The organism is Pseudomonas simiae, from assembly GCF_000934565.1.
GTDB lineage: Bacteria > Pseudomonadota > Gammaproteobacteria > Pseudomonadales > Pseudomonadaceae > Aquipseudomonas > Aquipseudomonas simiae.
On record NZ_CP010896.1, the window covers coordinates 5136072 to 5161528 of the forward strand.

Annotated in this window: 26 protein-coding genes; 10 read left to right on the top strand and 16 right to left on the bottom strand. The window is 59.8% G+C overall.

Translation table 11 applies throughout. From position 1 onward, the window contains the following. Positions 1-7 precede the first annotated feature (7 nt). Positions 8-598: an NADPH:quinone oxidoreductase MdaB gene (gene mdaB / locus PF1751_RS23365; protein ID WP_042571635.1), complete on the bottom strand. Its 591-nt coding sequence runs from the start codon at positions 596-598 to the stop codon at positions 8-10. 120 nt (positions 599-718) lie between these two features. Next, positions 719-1483, bottom strand: coding sequence for a sulfite exporter TauE/SafE family protein (locus tag PF1751_RS23370; protein WP_021492161.1), 765 nt, complete (start codon positions 1481-1483; stop codon positions 719-721). A gap of 123 nt (positions 1484-1606) precedes the next feature. Here PF1751_RS23370 and PF1751_RS23375 point away from each other — a divergent pair, with 123 nt between their 5' ends. After that, positions 1607-2497 carry a LysR family transcriptional regulator gene (locus PF1751_RS23375; RefSeq protein ID WP_010206518.1) on the top strand — a complete coding sequence of 297 codons (891 nt, stop codon included), beginning with the start codon at positions 1607-1609 and terminating at the stop codon, positions 2495-2497. On the opposite strand, the gene PF1751_RS23380 is transcribed toward PF1751_RS23375, so the two are convergent. Both PF1751_RS23380 and kynU read right to left on the bottom strand, forming a co-directional pair. Further along, positions 2443-3849 (bottom strand): amino acid permease, encoded by a 1407-nt coding sequence (locus tag PF1751_RS23380; protein ID WP_010206519.1) that lies wholly within the window; start codon positions 3847-3849, stop codon positions 2443-2445. The two genes, PF1751_RS23375 and PF1751_RS23380, sit on opposite strands and share 55 nt — an antisense overlap. A 136-nt stretch (positions 3850-3985) precedes the next feature. Then, complete coding sequence (gene kynU, locus PF1751_RS23385; protein WP_044287870.1) at positions 3986-5236, bottom strand: kynureninase; 1251 nt, start codon at positions 5234-5236, stop codon at positions 3986-3988. A 144-nt stretch (positions 5237-5380) separates the two neighbouring features. On the opposite strand from kynU, the gene PF1751_RS23390 reads away from it, so the two are divergent. Next, positions 5381-5854, top strand: a complete 474-nt coding sequence (locus PF1751_RS23390; protein WP_003176072.1) for an Lrp/AsnC family transcriptional regulator — start codon at positions 5381-5383, stop codon at positions 5852-5854. 104 nt (positions 5855-5958) lie between these two features. Here PF1751_RS23390 and catA read toward each other — a convergent pair whose 3' ends face one another. From catA to PF1751_RS23405, 3 genes are read right to left on the bottom strand one after another with little or no spacing between them, the layout of a single operon-like run. Further along, positions 5959-6888, bottom strand: coding sequence for a catechol 1,2-dioxygenase (catA, locus tag PF1751_RS23395; RefSeq protein ID WP_044287873.1), 930 nt, complete (start codon positions 6886-6888; stop codon positions 5959-5961). 41 nt (positions 6889-6929) lie between these two features. After that, positions 6930-7220 carry a muconolactone Delta-isomerase gene (gene catC, locus PF1751_RS23400; RefSeq protein WP_010206522.1) on the bottom strand — a complete coding sequence of 97 codons (291 nt, stop codon included), beginning with the start codon at positions 7218-7220 and terminating at the stop codon, positions 6930-6932. A 12-nt stretch (positions 7221-7232) separates the two neighbouring features. After that, on the bottom strand, positions 7233-8360 hold the full coding sequence (locus PF1751_RS23405) for a muconate cycloisomerase family protein (RefSeq protein WP_010206523.1): 1128 nt from the start codon (positions 8358-8360) through the stop codon (positions 7233-7235). 114 nt (positions 8361-8474) lie between these two features. Between PF1751_RS23405 and PF1751_RS23410 the strand changes: the two genes are divergently transcribed. Continuing rightward, the gene (locus tag PF1751_RS23410) at positions 8475-9350 is read left to right on the top strand and encodes a LysR family transcriptional regulator (RefSeq protein WP_010206524.1); all 876 of its coding nucleotides are present in this window, start codon (positions 8475-8477) and stop codon (positions 9348-9350) included. A gap of 133 nt (positions 9351-9483) precedes the next feature. On the opposite strand, the gene PF1751_RS23415 is transcribed toward PF1751_RS23410, so the two are convergent. Next, positions 9484-10464: an AraC family transcriptional regulator gene (locus PF1751_RS23415; protein WP_010206525.1), complete on the bottom strand. Its 981-nt coding sequence runs from the start codon at positions 10462-10464 to the stop codon at positions 9484-9486. A gap of 312 nt (positions 10465-10776) precedes the next feature. Between PF1751_RS23415 and antA the strand changes: the two genes are divergently transcribed. The 4 genes from antA to PF1751_RS23435 all read left to right on the top strand — a co-directional run bounded on the left by antA (position 10777) and on the right by PF1751_RS23435 (position 15209). Beyond that, positions 10777-12168 carry an anthranilate 1,2-dioxygenase large subunit gene (gene antA, locus PF1751_RS23420; protein ID WP_010206526.1) on the top strand — a complete coding sequence of 464 codons (1392 nt, stop codon included), beginning with the start codon at positions 10777-10779 and terminating at the stop codon, positions 12166-12168. After that, a complete protein-coding gene (antB, locus tag PF1751_RS23425; protein WP_010206527.1) occupies positions 12168-12659 on the top strand; it encodes an anthranilate 1,2-dioxygenase small subunit in 492 nt (163 codons plus the stop codon). Before antA ends, antB begins: the two co-directional genes overlap by 1 nt. 66 nt (positions 12660-12725) lie before the next feature. Then, a complete protein-coding gene (gene antC, locus PF1751_RS23430) occupies positions 12726-13733 on the top strand; it encodes an anthranilate 1,2-dioxygenase electron transfer component AntC (protein ID WP_021492164.1) in 1008 nt (335 codons plus the stop codon). A gap of 72 nt (positions 13734-13805) precedes the next feature. Continuing rightward, entirely contained in the window at positions 13806-15209 is a 1404-nt protein-coding gene (locus tag PF1751_RS23435; RefSeq protein ID WP_010206530.1) for an amino acid permease, read from the top strand. 157 nt (positions 15210-15366) lie between these two features. Here PF1751_RS23435 and kynA read toward each other — a convergent pair whose 3' ends face one another. Both kynA and kynB read right to left on the bottom strand, forming a co-directional pair. Next, positions 15367-16224 (bottom strand): tryptophan 2,3-dioxygenase, encoded by an 858-nt coding sequence (kynA, locus tag PF1751_RS23440; RefSeq protein ID WP_010206531.1) that lies wholly within the window; start codon positions 16222-16224, stop codon positions 15367-15369. Further along, the gene (kynB, locus tag PF1751_RS23445) at positions 16221-16871 is read right to left on the bottom strand and encodes an arylformamidase (protein ID WP_010206532.1); all 651 of its coding nucleotides are present in this window, start codon (positions 16869-16871) and stop codon (positions 16221-16223) included. Before kynB ends, kynA begins: the two co-directional genes overlap by 4 nt. A 385-nt stretch (positions 16872-17256) precedes the next feature. On the opposite strand from kynB, the gene PF1751_RS23450 reads away from it, so the two are divergent. Next, positions 17257-17601, top strand: a complete 345-nt coding sequence (locus PF1751_RS23450; protein ID WP_010206533.1) for a cupin domain-containing protein — start codon at positions 17257-17259, stop codon at positions 17599-17601. 48 nt (positions 17602-17649) lie between these two features. Here the strand turns inward: PF1751_RS23450 and mmsB are convergent, their stop codons facing one another. Next, complete coding sequence (gene mmsB / locus PF1751_RS23455) at positions 17650-18537, bottom strand: 3-hydroxyisobutyrate dehydrogenase (protein ID WP_044287875.1); 888 nt, start codon at positions 18535-18537, stop codon at positions 17650-17652. Positions 18538-18552: 15 nt separating this feature from the next. Beyond that, positions 18553-20070, bottom strand: coding sequence for a CoA-acylating methylmalonate-semialdehyde dehydrogenase (locus tag PF1751_RS23460; RefSeq protein WP_015885874.1), 1518 nt, complete (start codon positions 20068-20070; stop codon positions 18553-18555). Positions 20071-20201: 131 nt separating this feature from the next. Between PF1751_RS23460 and PF1751_RS23465 the strand changes: the two genes are divergently transcribed. Both PF1751_RS23465 and PF1751_RS23470 read left to right on the top strand, forming a co-directional pair. Further along, positions 20202-21149: a LysR family transcriptional regulator gene (locus PF1751_RS23465; RefSeq protein ID WP_010206538.1), complete on the top strand. Its 948-nt coding sequence runs from the start codon at positions 20202-20204 to the stop codon at positions 21147-21149. A gap of 330 nt (positions 21150-21479) precedes the next feature. Then, entirely contained in the window at positions 21480-21770 is a 291-nt protein-coding gene (locus tag PF1751_RS23470) for a DUF3077 domain-containing protein (protein WP_010206539.1), read from the top strand. 45 nt (positions 21771-21815) lie between these two features. Here the strand turns inward: PF1751_RS23470 and PF1751_RS23475 are convergent, their stop codons facing one another. From PF1751_RS23475 to yfiB, 4 genes are all read right to left on the bottom strand, one after another. Further along, positions 21816-22763, bottom strand: coding sequence for a LysR substrate-binding domain-containing protein (locus PF1751_RS23475; protein WP_044287879.1), 948 nt, complete (start codon positions 22761-22763; stop codon positions 21816-21818). Beyond that, on the bottom strand, positions 22763-23611 hold the full coding sequence (locus PF1751_RS23480) for an EamA family transporter (RefSeq protein WP_010206542.1): 849 nt from the start codon (positions 23609-23611) through the stop codon (positions 22763-22765). Before PF1751_RS23480 ends, PF1751_RS23475 begins: the two co-directional genes overlap by 1 nt. A gap of 123 nt (positions 23612-23734) precedes the next feature. Then, entirely contained in the window at positions 23735-24418 is a 684-nt protein-coding gene (locus tag PF1751_RS23485; protein WP_231621429.1) for a TauD/TfdA family dioxygenase, read from the bottom strand. A gap of 544 nt (positions 24419-24962) precedes the next feature. Next, the gene (gene yfiB / locus PF1751_RS23490; RefSeq protein WP_010206544.1) at positions 24963-25454 is read right to left on the bottom strand and encodes an outer membrane lipoprotein YfiB; all 492 of its coding nucleotides are present in this window, start codon (positions 25452-25454) and stop codon (positions 24963-24965) included. Between the last annotated feature and the right edge of the window lie 3 nt (positions 25455-25457).

Genomic DNA, 25457 nt, shown 5'->3' on the forward strand with positions numbered 1-25457 from the left:
CAGCAGCTTACACCGAGAAATTGAAGACCTGCGCCAGATGCTGTTCGTAGCGCGCTACGTCAGCCTCGATCGCCGGGCGCTTCATCACGTCCACGCACAGGAAGGTCGGCAGGCCGGTCATGCCAAGGAATTCGTTGGCCTTGTGAAACGGGAAGTACACCGCATCCACGCCCTTGGCTTCGAAGAAGTCGGTCGGGTCGTCAAAGGCTTGCAGGGGTGCGTTCCAAGTCAGCGAGAGCATGTACTGCTTGCCCTGGATCAGGCCGCCGCTGCCGTATTTCTGCGAGGCATCGGAGCGCGTGCGGCCGTCACTGGCGTAGAGGCTGCCGTGGCCTTCGGTGAAGACTTCGTCGATGTATTTCTTGACGATCCACGGTGCGCCCATCCACCAGCCGGGCATCTGGTAGATGATCACGTCAGCCCAGAGGAATTTCGCCACTTCTTCTGCCACGTCGTAGCCTTCGTCGATGTGCGTGACGTTGACGTCGATGCCGGCGCGGTCCAACACCGCCACGGCGGCGTCATGCAGGGTGGCGTTGTAGCGACCATCGGAGTGAGCGAATTTCTTGCCGCCGTTGAGCAGGAGGATTTTTTTCATGGGAAGGCATCCTGAGGGGTTAACACTGTCGGCCGGCAGGCTATCGACATTGTCCCCTTGGAATAAGCGGCGGCACGGCAAAATACACTTGATCGGAAAGCACGAATAAACCCTTCATTGTTAACCGCTGATCAGCAGATGCGCGCCCAGCAAGGCCATGCCAACGAAAAATACGCGCTTGAACAACACGGCACTGATGCGCTGGCGTAGCGCCTGGCCCAGCCACATGCCCAGCAGTGCCGGCACCAGCGCCAGCAGCGACGCATTGACCTCCCCGCCACCGAGCTCGCCACGCCACACCAGCCCGGCGGCCAATGCCAAGGTGGAAACAGTGAACGACAACCCCAGCGCCTGCACCAACTGATCACGGTTCAATCCCAGGGCTTGCAGATAGGGCACGGAGGGAATCACGAACACGCCGGTCGCCGAGGTGATGATGCCGGTGATCACGCCGCACACAGGGCCCAGCCAGCGCTCGGTCTCAGGCTTTACCTTGAACGTCGGTAGGAACAATCCGCTCAGTGCATACACCAGCAATGCCCCACCCAACGCATGGCCCACCCAGCTTCCCCCGCTCATGCCCAGCCACAGCGTGCCAAGCCCAGTGCCGAGGAAGATCAGCAGCAACATCGGCCACAGGCGTTTGACCAATGCGCTCAGATGGCCGCCGAACGCCAGTTGCCACAGGTTGGTGATCGTAGAAGGAATGATCAGCAAGGCCGCAGCCTGCGCCGGTAACATAGCCAGGCCGAGCAAGCCCATGGAGACTGTGGGCAAGCCCAGGCCGATCACGCCCTTGACGGTGCCGGCCAGGATGAAGGTGCCGATCACCAGCAGGGTCAGGGCGGGGCCGATATTTTGGTAGAACGTCAGGTAGGTATTCATGGGCGCAGTGTGAGGGTTTCCGATGACGCGGGAAATTCGCCATATACTGAGGCAGCCTCTTGTTTTGTGTGAGGCTGATAGACTCTTCGCGAGCAAGCCCGTCCAATCACTGGCCCCCCACCCATGCATTTTGATTTGATTGACCTGCGCCTTTATCTGCACATCCTCGACACCGGCAACATTACTGCCGGCGCCGGGCGCAGCCATTTGTCCCTGGCCGCGGCGAGTGCACGTATCCGGGCGATGGAAGCTTCGCTGGGCATTGAGTGCCTGGAGCGCGGTCGCCGAGGTGTCACACCCACTCCCGCAGGCAAAGCCCTGGCCCGCCATGCCCGCTTGCTGCTGCAACAGGCCGAACATCTGCAACTGGACCTGGCGGAATACGCCAACGGCGTCAAAGGCCAGGTGCGCCTGTTGTGCAACACCACCGCCCTCAGCGAATACCTGCCGGAACTGCTGGCGGACTTTCTATGCGAGCACCCCAATCTCGATATCGATCTGCAGGAGTTGCCGAGCCTGCGTATCACCCAGGCCTTACGCCAGGGCACGGCAGATCTTGGGATCGTCTCCGACGCGGTGGACACCCACGGCCTGCAGACTCTGCCCTTTCGCGATGACCCGTTGGTGCTGATCACACCGCAGGATCATCCGTTCAGCGCAGGGAGTTTTGTCGATAGCCTGCAATACGACTTTGTCGGCCTCGCCCCCCACAGCGCATTGACGGTTTACCTCGAAGAACAGGCGCTGCACGCCGGTTTTCGCTTGCAGACGCGCATACGTGCCGAGGGTTTTGATGGGGTGATTCGCATGGTCGCCCGCGGCGCTGGCCTGGGCATCGTGCCCCAAGCCGCGCTGGAGCGCTGGCCACTGGAGCGCAGCGTCAGGGCCTACCCCCTGCAGGAAGCGTGGGCCCGCCGGAAACTGCAGTTATGCGCGCGCTCGTTCGAACACCTGCCCGGCTATGCCAAGGCCTTGTTCGACGCCTTGGCCCTGCCCTTGCGGAAGAATCCGTAATACACCGCCGATAGAATCAGCAGGAACGGCACGCCAAACACCAGGGTCATCTTGAACGCCTCGGTGAAATACGTGGTGACCATCACCGCGCCCATCAGCACCAGCCCCAGCAGCGTGCTGTAGGGAAACAGCCGGAGTTGGAACGACAATGTCGGCCCACCGTGACGCTTGCGATAACGCCGGAAAAACAGGTGGGTAAGGAAGATCATGAACCAGGTGAAGATCGCGCCAAACATCGAGATCGCCATCATCAGCGTGAACGAGCTTTCCGGGTACACCACGTTCAACAAAGTCGCCAGCGCAATGCCCGAGCTGGACAGCAGCAATGCATTCAGCGGAATGCCGTTCTTGCTCAACGCGCCCATGGACTTGGGGGCAAAGCCGGCACGGGACAGGCTGAACATCATGCGGGTGGTGATGTAGAGCTGGCTGTTCATGGCCGAGAGCGCCGCAATCAGGATCACGAAATTCATCACCCCGGTGGCGCCGGGTATGCCGATGGTCTGCATCACCGTGACAAACGGACTCTGGGCCTGCCCGGCCTGGTTCCACGGCACGATGGCCAGCATCAGCGCCAGGGTCAGCAAGTAAAACACCACCAGGCGCACGATGGTGGCGCGGAAGGCTTTCTTCACCGCCTGTTCCGGGTCGGCGGCTTCACCGGCAGCCACAGCGATCATCTCCACACTCAAATAACTGAAGATCGACACGATCACCGCGATCCACATGCCGCTCAGGCCATGGGGGAAAAAGCCGTCGTGGGCGGTGTAATTCTGCACACCGTACTGCGGGTTGCCGGAGCCGAACACCACGTACACGGCGAGGATAATGAAGCCGACGATGGCGCTGATCTTGATCGTCGAGAACCAGTACTCGAAGTTGCCAAAGGTCTTCACGCTGATGGCATTGAGCAGGATCAGCACACTGGAAAACGACACGATCCACACCCACTCCGGCACGTTGGCGAACCAGTACTTCATGTACATCGCCACCGCCGTGACCTCGGCGCCCACCGCCAGCACGATCGCCGCCCAGTAGGCATAGCGCACCAGGAACCCGGCGAGCGGGCTGATGTAAAACTCGGCGTAGGCGCCAAACGACCCCGAGGTGGAATGGGCCACCGTCATCTCCGCCAGGCAGCCCATCAACAGCAAGGTGATCAACGCGCCGATGGCGTAGCTCACCAATACGCTGGGCCCTGCATAACCAATGGCGTAGGCGCTGCCCATGAACAGCCCGGTGCCAATGGCGCCGCCGATGGCGATCATGCTCATCTGGCCGGAAGTGAGCTGGCGCCGCAGGCCCAGTTCGCGGTGGGTGATCTCTGCAAAGCCGTTGTCTGGCGTGGTCACGTGGCGTGCCCCTTTATTATTGTGATGGTTGTTGCTGACGCGGAACCCTGTGGGAGCTGGCTTGCCTGCGATCGCGTCGGTGCATTCACCACCGTCATCGCAGGCAAGCCAGCTCCCACCTTTGATCGGCGGTGGATCAGGTGACGCTGTTGCGGACTTTGAATTGCGGTTGGTTCCAGGTGTGGTTGTCGAGAATGTCGCCGAGGATTTCCACGGCTTCCCATACTTCGGTAAAGCGCGTGTACAACGGGGTAAAACCGAAACGCATGATGCGTGGTTCGCGGTAGTCACCGATCACACCACGGGCGATCAAGGCCTGGATCACCGCGTAGCCTTCAGGGTGTTCGAAGCTCACATGGCTACCGCGCTTGGCGTGTTCACGCGGGGTGATCAACTTCAAGTCGTGGGCAGCGCAACGGGCTTCGACCAACGCGATAAACAGATCGGTCAACGCCAGGGACTTGCTGCGCAAACTCGCCATATCGGTCTGGCCAAAAATCTCCAGGCCACATTCAACCATTGCCAGTGAAGTAATCGGCTGGGTACCGCACAAATAACGAGCAATGCCGGCACTCGGCGCGTACGTCGACTCCATAGCGAACTGCCGGGTGTGCCCGAACCAGCCCGACAATGGCTGGCGCACCACATCCACCAGCGCTGGATTGACCCACACAAACGCCTGGGAACCCGGGCCACCGTTGAGGTACTTGTAGGTGCAGCCGATCGCATAGTCGGCACCGGCCTGATGCAGGTCGATGGGCACCGCGCCCGCCGAGTGCGCCAGGTCCCAGATGCTCAGCGCACCGCACTCGTGGCTCAGGGCGGTCAGCGCCTGCATGTCGTACATGTAGCCGGTCTTGTAGTTGACGTGGGTCAGCATCACCACCGCCACGTCCTGATCGATGGCCTGGGGCAGTTCGTCCGGGCTGTTCACCAGGCGCAGGGAATAGCCTTGCTGCAGCAACTCGGCCAGTCCCTCGGCGATGTACAGGTCGGTGGGGAAGTTACTCGCCTCACTGACGATCACCTTGCGCCCAGGCTGGCGTTGGCGCTGCACGGTCAACGCGGCGCTCAGCACCTTGAACAGGTTGATAGAGGTAGTATCGGTGATCGCCACTTCGTTGTCACGCGCGCCGATCAACGGTGCCAGGCGGTTACCCAGGCGCAGGGACAAATCCGCCCAGCCGGCGTTGTTCCAACTACGGATCAAACCGTTGCCCCACTCCTCGGCAATCACCGCTTGCGCCCGCGCCAACGCCGCCACCGGCCGTGCACCCAGGGAGTTACCGTCGAGGTAGATCACACCCTCCGGCAAGGCGAACTGGCTGCGCAAAGGTGCCAGCGGGTCCTGGGCGTCGAGGGCTTGGCAATGGCTTCGAGTGGTCATGGGTTGTCCTGGTTTTTATAAGTAAGAATGGACCAAATAATGAACGAAGTTTTAGAGAATTTTCGTGCAAAGTGAGTAGCAACAGGCTAATTAAGCTGTAGGAAATTCGAATTTAACCCCCAAACACGCGGATTTATTCTAACCATGATTCTCGACGCCACCGACCTGCGCCTCCTGCATTTCCTGCAACAGGATGGCCGCATCAGCAACCAGGAACTGGCGGAAAAGGTCGCGCTTTCGCCGTCCGCCTGCCTGCGCCGTCTGCGCCTGCTGGAAAGCGAGGGGATCATCAGCGGTTACCGCGCGGTGCTGAATGCGGAGCAATTGGGGATTGAGCTGGAGGCCATCGTCCACCTGTCCTTGCGCCAGGATGTGGAGGATTGGCACGAGACATTCATCAAGAAGGTGCAGGGCTGGCCGGAAGTGGCCAGCGCCTACGTGATCACCGGCGCCAGCAACTATGTGCTGCGGGTGCAGGCACGCAACCTCAAGCACTTCTCGGACTTTATCGTGAACCACCTGAACCGCACGGCGGGCGTGATGGATATACGCTCGGAGATTGTGTTGCAGAAGATCAAGGATCGGGATGAGGTGCTGGACCTGGTCGTCCGCAAATAGCGCCAACACCACAACCCCCTGTGGGAGCTGGCTTGCCTGCGATAGCTAGGGTGCATTCACCCTCGTCATCGCAGGCAAGCCAGCTCCCATATTTTTAACCGCGTTTAGTCTTCGAGGGCGCGCACTCGTTGCATGCGCTTCTGCTCTACCGGCGCATCCGCCACCTGCAATTCAAAGTCAAAATCAATCTGCGCAAACCGCCCTTCCACACCGAACTCCCGCGCCAGCTGTGGATCGTCACTGAAGCGGATCTGCGCAATCAACTCATCCCGCGTCGCATAGGCAAAATCATCATGCAGGTACGGGTCATCCGACAGGTTGATCTGCGTGGTCAGGTGTCGATGCCCCGGCGCCGAAATGAAGAAGTGGATATGCGCTGGCCGTTGCCCGTGACGCCCCAGTTGATCCAACAGTTGCTGGGTCGGCCCGCTTGGCGGGCAGCCGTAGCCGGACGGCACGATACTGCGGAATCGGTAGTTGCCCTGTGCGTCGGTCTCGATGCGTCGGCGCAGGTTGAACTCGGACTGCGTCGGATCAAACCACGAGTAAGTACCCGCCGTGTTGGCCTGCCACACGTCCACAATCGCCCCCGCCAATGGTTTGCCCTCGGTGTCACGCACCTGCCCGCGCATGAACAGCGGCACCGCGTCGTCCTTGCCATCATCCAACCGTGCCTCGTACTTCGACAGCGGCGCACCGGCCACATACAACGGGCCTTCGATGGTGCGCGGAGTGCCACCGGATTTGCCGGCTTCCTCATCGGCAGCGTCCATCAACAAGTCCAGGTAATGTTCCAGGCCCAGCCCGGCGGCGAGCAGTCCGGCCTCCTGGTGCTTGCCTAACTCGTTCAAATAGTTGACCGCCTTCCAGAATTCTTCCGGGGTCACTTCCAGGTCTTCGATGATGTTCACGGTGTCACGCAGGATCCGGTAGATCAGCGCTTTGGTACGCGGATTGCCACCGTCGTTGAGGTTGCCGCTGGCTTCTTCAAGAAACTGTTGGGCATGGGCAGTCTGGGACAGGCGGATGGACATGGTGCATTCCTCATCTTGTAGTTATTAAGGTGAATACCGGCCTAGCGGTCATCCTCATGGATCGACGAAGGGTGACGGCACAGGGCGTTCACCTCGATGGCCATGTAGGGGTAAAGCGGCAGTTGCATCAGCAGGTCATGCAGTTCCTGCACGCTGTCGACATCGAACACGCTGTAGTTGGCGTAGTGCCCGGCGATGCGCCACAGGTGGCGCCATTTGCCTTCCTGTTGCAGGCGCTGCGCCAACGCTTTTTCTTCAGCCTTGAGGCCCGCTGCACGCTCGGGGTTCATGTCGAGGGGCAGGTTCACGGTCATTTTTACGTGGAACAACATGGCAGGCGCCTCTTAGTGTTTGTCACGACGGAAGAACGCCAGGCGCTCTTCATCGATGGCCAGGCCCAGGCCCGGTGCGGTGGAGACATGCAGCTGGAAATCGCGGTACACCGGCGGCTCGGTGAGGATGTCTTCGGTGAGCAGCAACGGGCCGAACAGTTCGGTGTCCCACGCCAGCTTGTTCAGCGTGAGGAAGGCATGCGCCGAGGCCAAGGTGCCAATGCCGCCTTCAAGCATGGTGCCGCCGTACAGGCCGATGCCGGCCGCTTCGGCAATCGCGGCGGTACGCAACACGGCACGCGGGCCGCCGTTCTTGGCGATCTTGAGGGCGAACACCGAGGCCGCGCCTTCGCGGGCCAGGTTAAAGGCATCCTCGACACACTCGATGGACTCATCTGCCATGATCGGCGCCGGGCTCGACAGGTTGAGCCGCGCCATGCCGCCGCGGTTGTTGCGTGAGATAGGCTGTTCGATCAGGTCGATTCCGTTGTCACCGAGCACTTTGCATGCACGCAGTGCCACCGCTTCATCCCAGGCCTGGTTGACATCGACGCGCACACTGGCGCGGTCGCCCAGGGCCTTTTTGATCGCGATCACGTGAGCCAGGTCGTGGCTGACCTCACCCGCGCCAATCTTCAACTTGAAGAGGCGGTGGCGGCGCAGGTCGAGCATCTTTTCCGCTTCGGCAATATCCTTTTCAGTGTTGCCGCTGGCCAGGGTCCAGGCCACCGGCAAGGCATCGCGCACACGGCCGCCGAGCAGTTCGCTGACCGGCAGGTTCAGGCGTTTACCCAGGGCATCGAGCAAGGCGCTTTCGATACCGGACTTGGCAAAGGTGTTGCCGCGAATACTGCGCTCCAGGCGCAACATGGCCGCGTTGATATTGCTGGCGTCCTGGCCGATCAACAGGGGCGCGAAGTGACGGTCAATGTTGACCTTGATGCTGTCAGGACTTTCGTTGCCGTAACTGAGGCCACCAATGGTGGTGGCTTCGCCAATGCCTTCGATACCGTCGGCGCAGCGCAGGCGGATGATCACCAGCGTCTGGTTCTGCATGGTGTGCATCGCCAACTTGTGCGGGCGAAGGGTGGGGAGGTCGACGATGATCGTGTCGATCGACTCGATGGCGCAAATCGGCATGGCAATACCCGCTGGGTTCTTTATAGATTTGAGCCGATTCTGTGCCCTATTTTTATAGGCTTCCAATATAGAATGGGTCTCAAGCAATACCCTCAAGGTATGAAAGGAGCCGTTATGGAACTGCGTCACCTGCGCTATTTCCAGGTGCTGGGGGAAACCCTCAACTTCACCCGCGCCGCCGAACGCCTGCACATCGCCCAGCCGCCATTGAGCCGGCAGATCCAGCAGTTGGAGGACGAGTTGGGCGTGATCCTGCTTGAACGTAGCAGACCGCTGCGGCTGACCGAGGCCGGTCGGTTTTTCTATGAACACGCCACTGTGCTGCTGGAACAACTGAACAAGGTCTGCGACAACACGCGACGCATCGGCCAGGGTGAAAAGACCTGGCTGGGCATCGGTTTTGCACCGTCGACGCTGTACGGCGTGTTGCCGGAACTGATTCGGCGGCTGCGCACGCATGAGGCACTGGAGCTGGAGTTGGGGCTGTCGGAAATGACCACCTTGCAACAGGTCGAAGCGCTCAAGGCCGGGCGGATTGATGTGGGTTTCGGGCGGATACGCATCGACGACCCGGCCATCGTCCAGAGGGTGCTGGTGGAGGATCGGCTGGTGGCTGTGTTGCCCGCCGGACACCCCTTGCTGGACGCGCCCGCCACCCTCGCTCAACTGGCCGCCGAGCCCTTTGTGCTCTACCCCGGTAACCCACGGCCCAGCTATGCCGACCATGTAATTGCGCTGTTCGATGCCCACGGTTTGAGCCTCAAGGTGGCGCAGTGGACCAACGAGTTGCAAACCGCCATCGGCCTGGTCGGCGCCGGGATCGGCGTGACGCTGGTGCCTGCCTCGGTGCAGGTGTTGCACCGGGCGGACATCGGCTACACGCCGGTGGTGGAGGCCACCGCGACCTCGCCGATCATTCTCAGCCGGCGGGTAAATGATCAATCGCCGGGGCTCAGTCATTGCCTGCAACTGGTGGAAGAACTGATCTGATTTCTCCGAAACACCGCACATCCAATGTGGGAGCGGGCTTGCTCGCGAAAGCGGTGTATCAGTCGCCGAATAGGTTGACTGAGATACCGCATTCGCGAGCAAGCCCGCTCCCACAGTTTGACCTTCATTGTTTTCAGATACTGCGCATGCGTTTGCGCTGCTGGGTCTGGCTGGGGGATTCGTCGAACAGTTTTCGGTATTCGGCCGAAAATCGCCCCAGGTGGGTAAAGCCCCAGCCCAGGGCAATTTCGGAAATGGTGCGGGTAGAGCCGTGCTCGAGGATTTCCTGGCGCACCGCAGAAAGCCGATGCTTCTTCAAATAGGCCATCGGCGACAGGGCAAAGTACTTGCGAAAGGCATCGAACAACTTGAACCGCGACACCCCCGCAGCCGCTTCCAGATCTTCCAGGTGCACGGCTTCCCGAGCGTTGTCATGGATGTACTGGCGCGCACGGATCAGGTAATGCGGCAGTTTCACACCGAGCATATCGCGCAGTTCTTCGGAGTAATTGTTCGGCTGGGCCAGGATCAGGCCCTTGATCAGCGAGCTTTCCAGGTCGCGGGTAAACGCCGGCTGTTCATACAACTCGCTGCCGTGTTCCAGCTCCGCAATGAAGTAGCGCGCCATGCGCCACCACGCCGCCGAGGCGCCGTCCACCGCGTCCATCACCGACTCGAAGCGCAACGGCGCATCAATCGGCCGTTGCAGCAAACCTTCCAGTGACTCCCCCATCGCCGCCCGCGTGATCACCACCTGCAACTTGCGGCAGTCGCCGGAAATCGCCAGCACCTGATGTTCATTGGGTGAAATGATCACGCCTTGGTCGCGGTTGGAACTCAGGCGCTCGCCGTTCTTGCTCAACTCCTGCTCGCCCACCAGGGGCAGGCTCAGGCTGTAGCTGCTGAAGTGCTCGGCGTCTTCGATGTCGATGGTCACATCGGTGCCGTATTCGATCACGCCCAGGGTGGTGGCGCGGGACTTGAACACATTGGCGCTGTGGTGAAAGCGCAGGCGCTCGGGCGTGGCGGTGGCGAGGCGATGGGGCCCGCAGATCCCGGACATCCAGCTGCGGGCGCCTTCAAGGTCGAAGCGTTGAATCGTTTGGCTGCTCATCAGGATGCACCCACGGCGGTTAGGCTGTTGCGCGCTCTGGCGGCGCGTCGTTGTTGTTCGACAGCAAATAATGCGCCACGCCAGCGCAATGGCCAGCGGGTGGATAGCATTGGTCGACTAAATGGATAAGAAAGCGGTTTTTCCGGCCATTGCCCGACAAGACAGTAGCGCATCCCATCACCACACTGCACCGGGTTGGGTATTTGCTGCCCAATTATCCGGCGCAGGTTCCCCCACTAAGCGGATAGCCCGCACCCCGCCCCGCTGCCTCTAATGGACCACCGATTAGCCCCTATCAAAAAGGTGCCTCCCATGAGTGGTGCAAGAAGCGTCGAGCAGTGGAAAACATTTATCGAAGGTTGTCTGGATTTTCGCCCGGCGGATGAAGTGTTCCGTATCGCCCGCGACATGTTCACCGAGCCGCAGCTGTTCGATCTGGAGATGGAACTGATCTTCGAAAAGAACTGGATCTACGCCTGCCACGAAAGCGAACTGGCGAATAACCACGACTTCGTCACGATGCGCGCCGGGCGCCAGCCGATGATCATCACCCGCGACGGCGAAGGCCAACTCAATGCGCTGATCAACGCCTGCCAGCATCGCGGCACCACCCTGACGCGGGTCGGCAAGGGTAACCAGTCCACCTTCACCTGCCCGTTCCATGCCTGGTGTTACAAGAGCGACGGCCGGCTGGTAAAGGTCAAGGCGCCGGGGGAATACCCGGATGGTTTCGACAAGGCCACGCGCGGGCTGAAGAAGGCGCGTATCGAGAGCTACAAAGGCTTCGTGTTCATCAGCCTGGATGTGGCTGGCACCGACAGCCTGGAAGACTTCCTGGGCGACGCCAAAGTGTTCTTCGACATGATGGTCGCCCAGTCCGCCACCGGCGAGCTGGAAGTGCTGCCGGGCAAATCCGCCTACACCTACGACGGCAACTGGAAGCTACAGAACGAAAACGGCCTGGACGGTTATCACGTCAGCACTGTGCACTACAACTACGTGGCCACGGTGCAGCATCGCCAGCAGGTGAACACCGAGAATGGCGCGGGCGCAGGCAGCACCCTGGACTACAGCAAACTCGGCGCGGGTGATGCAAACACCGACGACGGTTGGTTCGCCTTCAACAATGGCCACAGTGTGTTGTTCAGTGACATGCCCAACCCCAGCGTGCGTTCCGGCTACGCGACCATCATGCCGCGCCTGGTGGAAGAACACGGCCAACAAAAAGCCGAGTGGATGATGCACCGCCTGCGCAACTTGAATATCTACCCGAGCCTGTTCTTCCTCGACCAGATCAGCTCGCAACTGCGCATCATCCGCCCGGTGGCGTGGAACAAGACCGAGATCATCAGCCAATGCCTGGGGGTGAAGGGCGAATCCGACGCGGACCGCGAAAACCGTATTCGCCAGTTCGAGGACTTCTTCAACGTATCGGGCATGGGCACGCCGGACGACCTGGTGGAGTTTCGCGAAGCCCAGCGCGGGTTCCAGGGCCGCCTGGAGCGCTGGAGCGACATCTCACGCGGCAGCCACCGCTGGGAAACCGGGCCCACGCCGAACAGCGAAGCCATCGGCATCCAGCCGGCCATGACCGGCACCGAATTCACCCATGAAGGCCTCTACGTGAACCAGCATCGCAACTGGCAGCAGTTCCTGCTCAATGGCCTGGACAGGCAAGCGCTGACACTGCGGGAGGTGAAGTGATGAATGCGCAATTGCAGTATCAGATCGAGCAGTTCTTCTACCGCAAATCCGAGCTGTGCGACGCCCAGGACTGGGACGCCTATGTGCAGTTGTTCGACCCGCAGAGCGAGTTCCACCTGCCGCAGTGGGACTCGGAGCACGTCTACACCCGCGACCCCAAGCGCGAGATGTCGTTGATCTATTACGCCAACCGCTCGGGCCTGGAAGACCGCGTGTTCCGCTTGCGCACCGGCAAAGCCGCGTCGGCTACGCCAATGCCACGCACCTTGCACCTGATCAACAACGTGCGCATCGCCGAGCAGGCGGATGGCACGCTGGAGGTGCGACTGAACTGGCACACGCTGTTCTATCGCCTGGCCACGTCGGAGCAGTTCTATGGCCACGCCACCTATCGCCTGAAACCCGATGGCGACAGTTGGTTGATCACCCGCAAGCATGCGCTGCTGCTCAACGACACCATCAACTCGGTGCTGGATTTTTATCATCTTTAAACGCGCCTTTTTGGCCAGTCCGCTCGCCACAGGGTGCGCGCGTCATACATACGCGGAGAGCAACACATGAATCACAAAGTGGCCTTCAGTTTTGCCGACGGCAAGACCCTGTTCTTTCCGGTGGGTGCCAACGAAATCCTGCTGGATGCCGCGCTGCGCAACGGCATCAAGATCCCCCTGGATTGCCGCGAAGGCGTCTGCGGTACTTGCCAGGGTCGTTGCGAGTCTGGCGATTACAGCCAGGACTATGTGGACGAAGAAGCCCTGTCCAGCCTCGACCTGCAACAGCGCAAGATGCTCAGTTGCCAGACGCGGGTGAAGTCCGACGCTACGTTTTACTTCGACTTTGATTCGAGCCTGTGCAATGCGCCCGGCCCGGTTCAGGTAAAGGGCACCGTGAGCGCAGTGGAGCAGGTGTCAGCCAGCACGGCGATCCTGCAGGTGCAGTTGGATCAGGCGCTGGATTTTCTGCCCGGCCAATACGCGCGCCTGTCAGTGCCTGGCACGGACAGTTGGCGGTCCTATTCCTTCGCCAACCTGCCAGGCAATCACCTGCAATTTCTGGTGCGTCTGCTGCCCGACGGGGTGATGAGCAATTACCTGCGCGAGCGCTGCCAGGTGGGTGACGAGCTGTTGATGGAAGCGCCACTCGGCGCCTTCTACCTGCGCCACGTCACGCAGCCATTGGTGCTGGTGGCGGGCGGTACCGGGTTATCGGCCTTGCTGGGTATGCTCGACCAACTGGCCGCCAATGGTTGCGAGCAACCGGTGCACCTCTACTACGGCGTGCGCGGTGCCGAGGACTTATGCGAAGCAGCGCGCATACGGGCCTATGCCGCGAAAATCCCAAACTTGCGCTACACCGAAGTGCTCAGCGCACCTTCAGAAGAGTGGTCTGGTAAACGCGGCTACCTCACCGAGCATTTCGACCTGGCCGAATTGCGGGACGGTTCGGCGGATATGTACCTGTGCGGCCCCCCGCCAATGGTCGAATCCATCCAGCAATGGCTGGCGGATCAGGCACTTGATGGCGTTCAGTTGTATTACGAAAAGTTTACGCAGAGTAATATCTGACCCCTCAGCACTTCTGAGGGGCTGATGCGGCGTGCACTCAACCCTGAGAAAAACAAGTAGAAGGGAATGTTAATGGCGGATGACATGGTTAACCCGGTAGGCCTCAAGCGTGGCCTGAAGAACCGGCACATTCAGCTGATCGCCTTGGGAGGGGCGATTGGCACGGGGTTGTTCCTCGGCTCGGCCGGGGTGCTCAAGTCGGCGGGGCCGTCGATGATCCTGGGTTACGCGATTGCCGGTTTCATTGCGTTCCTGATCATGCGCCAGCTCGGTGAGATGATCGTCGAAGAGCCGGTGGCCGGCTCGTTCAGCCACTTCGCCCACAAATACTGGGGCGGCTACGCAGGCTTCCTGGCGGGCTGGAACTACTGGGTCCTTTACGTCCTGGTGGGCATGGCTGAACTGACGGCCGTGGGCAAGTACATCCAGTTCTGGTGGCCGGACATTCCAACCTGGGTCAGTGCGCTGGTGTTCTTTGTCGCAGTGAACTTGATCAACACCCTGAACGTGAAGTTCTTCGGTGAAACCGAGTTCTGGTTTGCGATCATCAAAGTGGTAGCGATTGTCGGCATGATCGTGCTCGGCTGCTACCTGCTGTTCAGCGGCACCGGCGGCCCGCAAGCCTCGGTGAGCAACCTGTGGAGCCACGGCGGGTTCTTCCCGAATGGCGGCATGGGGCTGTTGATGTCCATGGCGTTCATCATGTTCTCGTTCGGTGGCCTGGAGCTGGTGGGCATCACTGCCGCCGAAGCCAGCGAGCCGCGTAAAGTGATCCCGAAAGCGATCAACCAAGTGGTCTACCGGATCCTGATTTTCTACGTCGGCGCCCTGACCGTGCTGCTGTCGCTGTACCCGTGGGACCAACTGCTGCAAACCCTCGGCGCGTCGGGCGATGCCTACAGCGGTAGCCCGTTCGTGCAGATCTTCTCGCTGATCGGTAACGACACCGCCGCACACATCCTCAACTTCGTGGTGCTGACCGCGGCGCTGTCGGTGTACAACAGCGGCGTGTACTGCAACAGCCGCATGTTGTTCGGTCTGGCCGAGCAAGGCGACGCCCCCAAATCGCTGATGAAGCTCAACAAGCAAGGCGTGCCAATCCGCGCCCTGGCGATTTCGGCGTTGGTGACGATGCTGTGCGTGGTGGTCAACTACGTGGCGCCGCAGAGTGCCCTGGAGTTGCTGTTTGCGCTGGTGGTTGCCTCGCTGATGATCAACTGGGCGCTGATCAGCATCACCCACATCAAGTTCCGCAAAGCCATGGGTGAACAAGGCGTGACGCCGTCGTTCAAAACCTTCTGGTTCCCGTTCAGCAACTACCTGTGCCTGGCGTTCATGGTGATGATCATCAGCGTGATGCTGGCGATTCCAGGTATCAGCGAGTCGGTGTATGCGATGCCGGTGTGGGTGGGGATTATCTACGTGGCGTATCGGTTGCGGGTCCGCAGAAGTCACGCGGTCGTCAACGCACAGTGATACCTGTGGGAGCCCGGCTTGTGTGGGAGCCGGGCTTGCCCGCGATACAGGCGACTCGGTTTACAGTAAGACCCAGAGGATGCCATCGCAGGCAAGCCAGCGCCCACAGTTGATTGCATGTCAAAACAACAAGCCCCGGTAATCCGGGGCTTTTTGCTTAGAGCGTGGAGCGGACTCGCCAGAGTTCGGGGAACAGCACGGTATCGAGCATCTTGCGCAAATACCCCACACCTTCCGTGCCGCCAGTGCCGGGCTGGAAGCCGATGATCCGCTCCACCGTCGTCACATGGCGGAAGCGCCACTGACGGAACGAGTCCTCCAGGTCGATAAACTTCTCGGCCAACTGATACAGGTCCCAATACCGGCTCGGATCGCGATACACCTCGCGCCACGCCGCCTCCACCGATTCATCGTGAACCGTCGCCGCCGTGGGGTCGCGCTCGGCGCGTTTCGGATCAATCGCCAGGCCGGCCTGGATCATCAGGTTGATCGCCTCGTCATACAGCGACGGCGTGGCAATCGCCACTTTCAACTCGTTCAACAGCTCCGGCCGATGGGCGTGGGGCCGCAACAGCGCCGCGCTCTTATTGCCGAGGATAAATTCGATCTCGCGGTACTGGAACGACTGAAACCCCGACGATTGCCCCAGGAACGGGCGGATCGACTTGTACTCCGACGGCGTCATCGTCGCCAGCACCGCCCAGGCGTGCACCAGTTGATCGAAGATCCGCGACACCCTCGCCAGCATCTTGAACGCCGGCGGCAGCTCGCCCAGGCGCACGTGTTCGCGGGCGGCCTTGAGCTCGTGGAGCATCAACTTCATCCACAGCTCGGACGTCTGGTGCTGGATGATGAAGAGCATTTCGTTGTGGTCCGGCGACAGCGGGTGCTGGGCGCTGAGGACTTTGCCCAGGTCCAGGTAATCGCCGTAGCTCATGGACTCGGAAAAATTCAGTTCGGCGTTGTGCCACTCTTCAGGCGGTTGGTAGTCGGCAGAGAAAGGACATTGGCTCATCGCGTGGGCTCCTTGAGCGGGCGCAGGATTGCGCGGACCGGGCTGGCATCGAGGTTGGCAAAACGCAGCGGCAGGGCGATCAGTTCGTAGTCGCCTTCCGGTACGTCATCGAGCACGATGCCTTCGAGAATCGCCATGCCATGGCGCGCCACGGCGTTGTGGGAATCCATGGTCTTGGACTGCTGCGGGTCCAGGGATGGGGTGTCGATACCAATCAAGCGCACACCCAGGCTCGCCAGCAGCTCAATGGTTTGCGGGGCGACGGCGGTGAAGTTCGAATCCCATTCAGTCAGTGGCGCTTGTGGATAAGTGCGCAGCAGCACACGCTCGGGCAACTTATCCACACGGCCTTCCAGCTGATGCGGCTGCACCAGCGCGCCGCTGTCCAGGCAATGCAACACCCGGCACGGGCCCATGTACACGTCCAACGACACCTCGCCAATCGGCGCGCCGTCCGCACTGTAGTGCAGCGGCGCATCCACGTGGGCGCCGGTATGTGGCGACAGCGTGATACGCCCGACATTCACCGGGCACTCCGGGCCGAACTGCCACACGCGCTCTTCCTGGAACGGCGTATCCCCCGGCCAGGTCGGGGTCGCCGTACTCAAGGGCGGGCTGATATCCCACCACGTTTTTATTGGGTTCATTTCAAGGCTCTTGGCGGTTACTGGAGTGAATGATACGAGGGCCGGCTGCGAATTTTCTTGCGAATTCTGGCGTGAAGCAGGAAATCTTTCGCACTTACTGCGAAGAATGGGCGTGTAGGCGCTTAGATATATCATTCCGGCACGGTGGCTCAGCCACTGAAGAACCAATGTGGGAGCGGGCTTGCTCGCGAATGCGATAAGTCAGTCAATGTATGTGTGGCTGACACACCGCAATCGCGAGCAAGCCCGCTCCCACATGGACTGCACGGTGCCCAAAGAGTCGCACTCCCCTGCGCTTCTGGGCATCCCGATGTCGAGTTCAGACCACTGGCGCAACGCCCGAGGCCTTAGGGTGGATCTTTCCATTCCCTGCCCTGGAGACATCATGTCCAAGCCCATTACCGTACTGCGCGACACCCACCCCCTGCCGGTCCTGGATGCCTGCAAGTGGGAAAAACTCGAAGGCGACCCGCACACCGTCAACCTCAACGCCTACACCAGCGAAGACGGCAGCAAGATCATGGGCACCTGGATCTGCACCCCGGGCAAGTGGTACGTGGACTACGTGAAGTGGGAATACTGCCACTTTCAGGAAGGCTACTGCATCATCACGCCGGAAGGCCTGGAGCCGATTCACTTGCGGGCTGGGGATATCTTCGTGGTGGAGCCGGGGATGAAGGGGACGTGGGAAGTGGTCGAAACAGTGCGTAAGTATTTTGTGTTTGCTTGAGCCGCAAAAAACCGGGAGCCCGCCACAGGCGGGCCCCCGGAACACGCCCTATTTGGGCTTGCGATAGCTGTTGATAATCGCTGAGAAGTCCTTGCCCCCTTCCCCACGTTGGCTCATCGATTGATACAACTGCTGGGCCACGGCGCCCAGGATCACCGGCTGCTTCACCTGGCGCGCCGCTTCAGTGGCCAGGCCCAAATCCTTGAGCATCAGGTCAGCACCGAACCCGCCGGTGTAGCCACGTGACGACGGCGCTGTTTCAATCACGCCCGGCCATGGGTTGTAGGTGTCGGAACTCCAGCAACGCCCGGTGGAGCTGTTGATAATTCCCGCCAGCACTTGCGTGTCGATACCCAGCGCATCGCCCAGGGCCATGGCTTCGCTGACGCCGACCATGCTGATGCCCAGCAACAGGTTGTTGCAGATCTTGGCGATTTGCCCGGTGCCCACCTCACCGCAGTGCACGATGTTGCGGCCCATTTGCGCCAGCACCGGTTGCAGGGTGGCGAACAGTTCCGGGTTGGCGCCGACCATGAAGGTCAACGTGCCGGCCTGGGCGCCGCCGGTGCCGCCGGAGACTGGCGCGTCGGCCACAGCTACGTCTTGCTTGGCCGCAGCAGCCGCTACGTCGCGGATGGTTTGCGGGTCGATGGTGCTGCAATCCACCGCCGGTACGCCTTTACCGATGCCGGCCAAAACGCCGTCTTCATTCAGCCACACGCTGCGCACATGCGCCGCCGCCGGCAGCATGGTGATCACCAGCTCCGCGCCTTTCGCCGCATCACGCGGTGAGTCGCTGACAGTGCCGCCAAGCTCGGCCAGCTCCTTGAGTACCGTCTGGTTCAAGTCGAACAGGTTCAGCGCGTGGCCGGCCTTGATCAGGTTGCGGGCCATGGGTGCTCCCATGTTGCCCAAGCCGATAAATGCAATCTTCATGATCGTCTCCCGGTATCAGCGCAGGTTGATGGTGGTGTTGACGCCATCGTTGACCGTGTCGTCATCGAACCAACGGCTGGTGACGGTTTTGGTCTGGGTGTAGAACTGCACCACTTGCTTGCCGTACGGGCCGAGGTCGCCCAGCTTGGAACCGCGCGAACCGGTGAAGCTGAAGAACGGCACCGGCACCGGGATCGGGATGTTGATACCGACCTGACCCACGTCGATTTCGCTCTGGAACTTGCGCGCCGCCGCACCGCTCTGGGTGAACAGGCCGGTGCCGTTGCCGAAGGGGTTGGCGTTGACCAGTGCGATGGCTTCATCGAGGGTCGCCACTTCCAGCACCACCAGCACCGGGCCGAAGATTTCCTGGGTGTAGATCTGCATGGAGGGGGTCACGCCCGAGAACAGGGTCGGGCCGACAAAGTTGCCTTGCTCGAAGCCCGGCACCTTGATGTCGCGGCCGTCCAGCTCCAGCTTGGCGCCTTCTTTCACGCCGCTTTCGATCAGCTCCAGGATACGTGCCTTGGCGCGTTTGGAGATCACCGGGCCCACATCGGTACCGGCTTCGCTGCCCGCGTTGACCTTGAGCTTCTGCGCCAGCGCCTTGAGGTCCGGCAGCCACTGCTTGGACGCGCCCACCAGCACCACCACCGAGGTGGCCATGCAACGCTGGCCCGCTGCGCCGAAACCAGCACCGACCAGAGCATTGAGGGTGTGTTCGCGGTTGGCATCGGGCAGTACCACCGCGTGGTTCTTGGCGCCCATCATCGATTGCACACGCTTGCCGTGTTTGCCGGCCAGGTCGTAGACGTGAGTGCCCACAGCCGTCGAGCCAACAAAGGACACGGCCTTGATGTCTTTATGGGTGCACAGCGCATCCACCACATCCTTGCCACCGTGCACCACGTTGAGCACGCCGGCCGGCACACCGGCTTCAAGCGCCAGTTCCACCAGCAGCATGGTCGACAGCGGGTCCTGTTCGGACGGTTTGAGGACGAAGGTGTTACCGCAGGCGATGGCCATTGGGAACATCCACAGCGGAATCATCGCCGGGAAGTTGAACGGGGTGATGCCGGCGCACACGCCGATGGGTTGGCGCAGGGTGTAGGTATCGACGCCACCGGCAACGTTTTCAGCGAACTCGCCCATTTGCAGGGTGCCGATGGAACAAGCGTGTTCGACCACTTCCAGGCCACGGAAAATATCGCCCTCGGCATCGGCAATGGTCTTGCCCTGCTCATTGCTGAGCACCACGGCAATGCGCTTGGAATGTTCGCGGATCAAGGCTTGCAGCTTGAGCATGATGCGCATGCGCGCGCCGATCGGCGTCAGCTTCCAGGTCTGGAAGGCGCGATGGGCGGCGTCGATGGCAGCGTTGACTTCATCGGCAGTGGCGAACGGGACTTTGGCCAGCACCTCTTGAGTGGCCGGGTTAACGATGTCTTGCCATTCGGTGGTCTTGGACTCGACCCACTCGCCGTTGATCAGCAACTTGACCTGTTGCACGGAAATATCGGCAGATGCGTTCATGTGGTCTCCAGAATCTTGTAGTTATGCAGAGACAAGGCGCGTAAACCGCCTTGGGAATGAGGCGTTCGGACAGTTTTTGGAGTATAGATGTGCAAATCTCTAATAAGAACGCACATAAAAGCCGGACCAATATGCAAAAAAACATCACGTCGCTGGGCTCCCTGAACTGGGATGACCTAAAGTTTTTCCTCGAAGTGGCCCGCACCCGCAAGGCCAGCGTGGCCGCCAAGCGCCTGGCGGTGGACTACACCACGGTGTCGCGGCGTATCAGTTCCCTGGAAGTGTCCCTCGGCACCCTGCTGTTCGAAAAATCCCGGACCAACGGCTTCGTCCTCACCACCGAAGGCCAACGTTTGCTGGGCTATGCCGAGTCCATCGAAAGCACCCTGCACATGGCCTGCGAGCAAGTCTCCGGCTCCGGCGTGGCACTCTCCGGCCACGTGCGCATGGGCTGCACCGAAGGATTCGGCAGCTTCTTCGTCACTCCGCAGTTGAGCCACTTCGTCGACACCTACCCGGCCATCTCGGTGGACATCCTGCCCCTGCCCCACTTCATCAGCCTGTCCAAGCGCGAAGCCGACATCGTCATCGCCTTGGAGCGCCCGGAACACGGGCCCTATGTGTGCTGCAAACTGTGCGACTACAAACTGCAGCTGTACGCGACCCAGGACTATCTGGACCAACACCCGCCCATCCGCAAACCCGCCGATTTGGCCGAACATCCGTTTATCAGCTATGTGGATGACCTGGCGTTCAGTTCGGAGCTGCTGTACCTGGCGAACGTGGTGCCCGGCGCCAGCGCCAGCCTACGCAGTACCAGCGTGATCGCGCAGTACGTGGCGGCGCAGCAAGGGCGGTCGATGGCGATATTGCCGTGTTTTCTCGCGGCGCAGGATCCACGGCTGCTGCCAGTGCTGGGGGAGCAGATTACGATTACGCGGCAGTTCTGGATGTATTGCCGAGAGGACTTGAGGAAGCTGAAACGGATTACGTTGTTGTGGGATTACATCCGCGAGGTGACTGAGCAGAATCAGGGGTTGTTGATGGGGGAGACGCGGGAGATACGGTTTGCGGATTAAAGGGCCATCAACGACGATTCGCTTTAAATTGCAGGACGTTTCCTAGAGACTCTCCACCCTATTGCGCCCTATCGTCTGGGTCACTAGCCTCCTGACTTCGCTGTACATCAGCGATCGGGTTTAGCGATCCGGGCTTCAGGCGTGTCACCGCTCCCAACACTATCAGCCGGCGTTTGCCCGCTTTTAACGTTTTATGGTGGCTGTGTGCTGGAGACCTTCGAGTCTACCCGGGGTGCTCCTGGCCCGGATCGCTAACCTGCATACAGCTGCCACCCTCTTCATGTTTAGCGATGTGATGTGGCGGCTCTACTTCAGCAGAGAGCAATCGTCATGACTAAAATCGTCCCCGACCCACCGATCTCCTCCATCTCCACCCTCGGCGTCGTCACCTTCGGCGACTACGGCGAAAACCAAAAACCCCTGTTCCGCGTCAACGCCGGCATGCCGATTGAGGAAGCTTTGGAACACGCCTCCACCCTACTTTTTTACTCCAAGAAACTCGCGATGGAAGCCGCCATGGATGTCCGCGGCGAGCAATACGCATGGGCTGCGCATTACCTGTGTGAAATGGGCAAGGCCGTGGTAGATGACCTGACGCAGGCGATGACACCGGGCCGGTAAGCGAATACCGTTCGAATGCGGGAGGAGCCTTGCTCCTTCCTACATTTAAATCGCACCAGCCCCGGCAATTTGCGGATACCGAGCCCGAACTTCGCGCAAAAACTTATTCGCACTGGTCTTGAGCCATTCAATCAACCGAGCGATATCCGGCTCTAACTGCCGGCCGTTTTGACAGATGATGTAGTACGCCGCTGGCGACATCATCACGGGGCTTTTCAACGCAACCAACGCGCCGTCTGCCAATAGGTCATATACCAACGCAGTCCTGCCCAGTGCAATGCCTGTGCCCTTCACCGCCAGACTGATCGCCAGGCTCGAATCCGGAAATCGCGGCCCATGGTGATAAGGCGGCGCCGCCAACCCCTGAAACGCAAACCAGCTTTCCCACCCCGGACACACCTGATCGTCCACCCGATGAATCAGCGGGTACCGGGCGACATCCTCCAGTGAAATATCCCCCTTCAACCGCAGAAATTCTGGCGAGCAAACGGGAAATACCGCGTCGCACATCAGCAATTCAACATGGTGATCCGGATAATCGCCGTACCCCATCACCACCGCGACATCGTATTGATGAGCTTCCAGGCTGGTGCTGTTCATATCGGCGCTAGTCAACACCAGATCGAGGTTGAACGAGGCCTCTGTGTGCGACCCATGCATCCTGGGGATTAGCCACGTCGAGCAGAGAGAAGACGTGCACGAGAGGTACAACGGTCGGGATTTACCGGGGTTGAGCGATTGCAGTACCCCATCCAGCGCCTTGAAAAAGCCATCGGTAACCGGCAACAAGGCTTGCCCCGCTGGCGTCAGCTTGACGCCGCGTGAATGCCGCTCAAACAACTGCACGCCCCACCATTCCTCCAAGCCTGCAATTTGATGACTAATGGCGCTGGCAGTGAGGTTAAGGTCAGAAGCCGCACGCGCAAAACTACCGGTTTGCGCAGCGCTGACGAACGCTTGAAGCATCGGTGTGGGAGGCGGACGCTGAGCCATCAGGTGCTCACTTTGATCAAGATGATCCCGCTAACAATGACGAATGCCGACAGCATCCGTCGCCAACCGAACCGTTCATGAAAGAACAGCGCGGCAATAATGGCGCCGATAATAACACTGGTTTCCCGCAGCGCTGAGACCTTGGCCACCGCGTCCAGCGACAATGCAAACAACACCAATGCGTAGGACGCCAAGTAAAAAACGCCGCCTAATAGGCCGACTCGCCAGTGCCCACGTATCGCTTGAGCCAAAGCCGAGCGCTCTTTGGAAAACGCCAGCAGTGGGATCGGAATACTCTGGAACACCGTCAGGTAGACGATGTACTGCAACACCGTCTCACTGGTTCTTACACCTTTGGCGTCCACTACAGTGTAAGACGCGATAAACGCTCCAGCGCACACCGCCATCAGGATCGGCTTGAACATCTGCGCCGTCATCCGACGCACAAAGGTCAGGCTGATAATTCCCACACATATCAGCGACACACCCACCAGTGCCTGAACTGACAACTGTTCATGCAACAGAAAGTAGGAAAACAGCGCGACCAATACCGGCGGTACCCCACGCATCACCGGGTAAACCTGACCGAAGTCACCCGTTTCGTACGCTTTGATCAGAAATAATCGATAGACCGTATTGAGTACCACGGAGACGAGGATATAACCCCCTACTTCCAGGCTCGGTACACTGACAAGCGGCAACGCCAACAGGCATATCACCAGCGCGGTGCCATCCACCATGGCCAAGGTCATGAAGCGACTGCTACCGGCACGGACTACGGCGTTCCAAGTGGCGTGCATAAAGGCAGAGATCAGGACCAGCGTGATCGCGATATCGGAGTTTTCCATGGGGTTCGGCTTATGGCGGATAGAGGGGGGGATGTAACTTAGGCGCCTCGAGGCATCATTGTTTGCGTAACCACATCCGTAGCATGTAGCGATTTAGATCGTTCAAGGACTCGCCATCATCAATCACACAACGTGGAATATCATATCTATAAAGTGCGTGCGGGTATGGAGAAACTTGTTATCGGCTGAAATGAGTACCTGCCCTGGTTCCAGCAACACTCGATGCTGAACCGATGACTGATCGAGAACGGTGTCCAGAAAGTCTAGCGCTTGGGATTGGGCCATGGTTAATGGCACTCCCGCCTTAAGGTGAGCGGACTCAATGTAGACGCGAAAGTATCTGACCAGTGGAATACCTTCATCGGAAAAACTCAGGATAGGCGCTTTGAACAACTGCTCCTCATCTGACATGCCGCGGTTTTCAAAAAAGAAGTCGCATTTAAGTTCTTCCAGTATTTCTGGAAACGCCATCAGCTCCGCGTATACCGCGCTTGCATCAATCAGAATGCTCTCACCTCCCAAAAGCGCTTTTTGTCCGCACGCCAGGATCAAGTAATCGATAGGCAACGGGTCGCTCACTCCATCGTTGTGCACATAGGCACCTTGGCGGGTTTGATGGTATCTCGCACCATCTTCAATGCTCTTACCGCCCCTGTCATAAACCTCAATCACCTTATGACCGAGATGGTTCTGCACCATTGGCACACCGAGTAGAGAGCCAAATGTCCATATCAGCGATTTGAAACTCGAAAGTTTGTCGACCTTAAAGCCATCAAGAATCAAAACATGGCTTTCATGATCGATCATGGTTCGGATTCTATCTAGCTCCTTGCTCAGGACGGGTGATTGTAGAGGATTGATGTGCGCGGCTTTGGTATCGAATCGAACTCCCTGACTTTCAGACTCGAACAACGCTCTTGCGCTCAACAGCTCATTAAAAGCACTGTGTGAAAGCCTAGTTTTAGAAACCTCTTGGCGGAAGTTACTGACGTTTATGCTCATCGCAGTCCTTTACGGTGGTTACTTGGAGCGGCCATTTAACTAAGCCCACCCTTTGCGAAAAAGCGAAACTTCGTCAGCCTAGCCATCAAGATTCGTCATGGCAGACTTCTCCTACAGGAAACATGCTTGACGGTCTTTGCTGAGATACGGTGATGGTGCGTCAACGCAGGCGATGACACCGGGCCGGTAAGCGAACGCTGTAGCCAGGCACCGCAAAACCCACTGTGGGAGCTGGCTTGCCGGCGATGGCAGTGTGTCAGTCAGTACATCCCGTACTGAGACACCGCTATCGCCGGCAAGCCAGCTCCCACAGTTGATTGGGTTTTACATTGAGGTCGGTAGGACGGGCTCAGTCCGCGATCACCACAATCGACACCCGCCGATTTTCGGTGCGTCCCGCCACTGTGTCGTTGGACGCCACTGGCTGGCTGCTGCCCAGCCCGCGCAGCTGGATGTTTTCTTCTTTCATGCCCACGCCGGTCAACACCGTCGCCACACTTTTGGCACGGCGCAGGGACAGTTGCTGGTTGTAGGTTTCCTTGCCCGACGCGTCGGTGTGGCCGTCGACGCGAACGCGTTCGATACCCACGCCCAGCAGGGCTTTGCCGATACGCTGGACAATCTCGGTGCTGGGTTGGTTGAGCGTCTCGACGTCACTGCCGAACAGCACTTTGCCGGACAGGCCGAATGCCCAGCCGTCATCGGTCAGCTCGAAGCCCTGCTGCTTGAGGACGGCCACTTGCGCTGGGGTCAGGCCTTTGGGCGGCGGCGTCTGGCAGCCGCCAAGGGCGAGCAGTGCCACGAGCAGGGTGATAAACATGAAACGCGCGGTCGAGAACAAGGT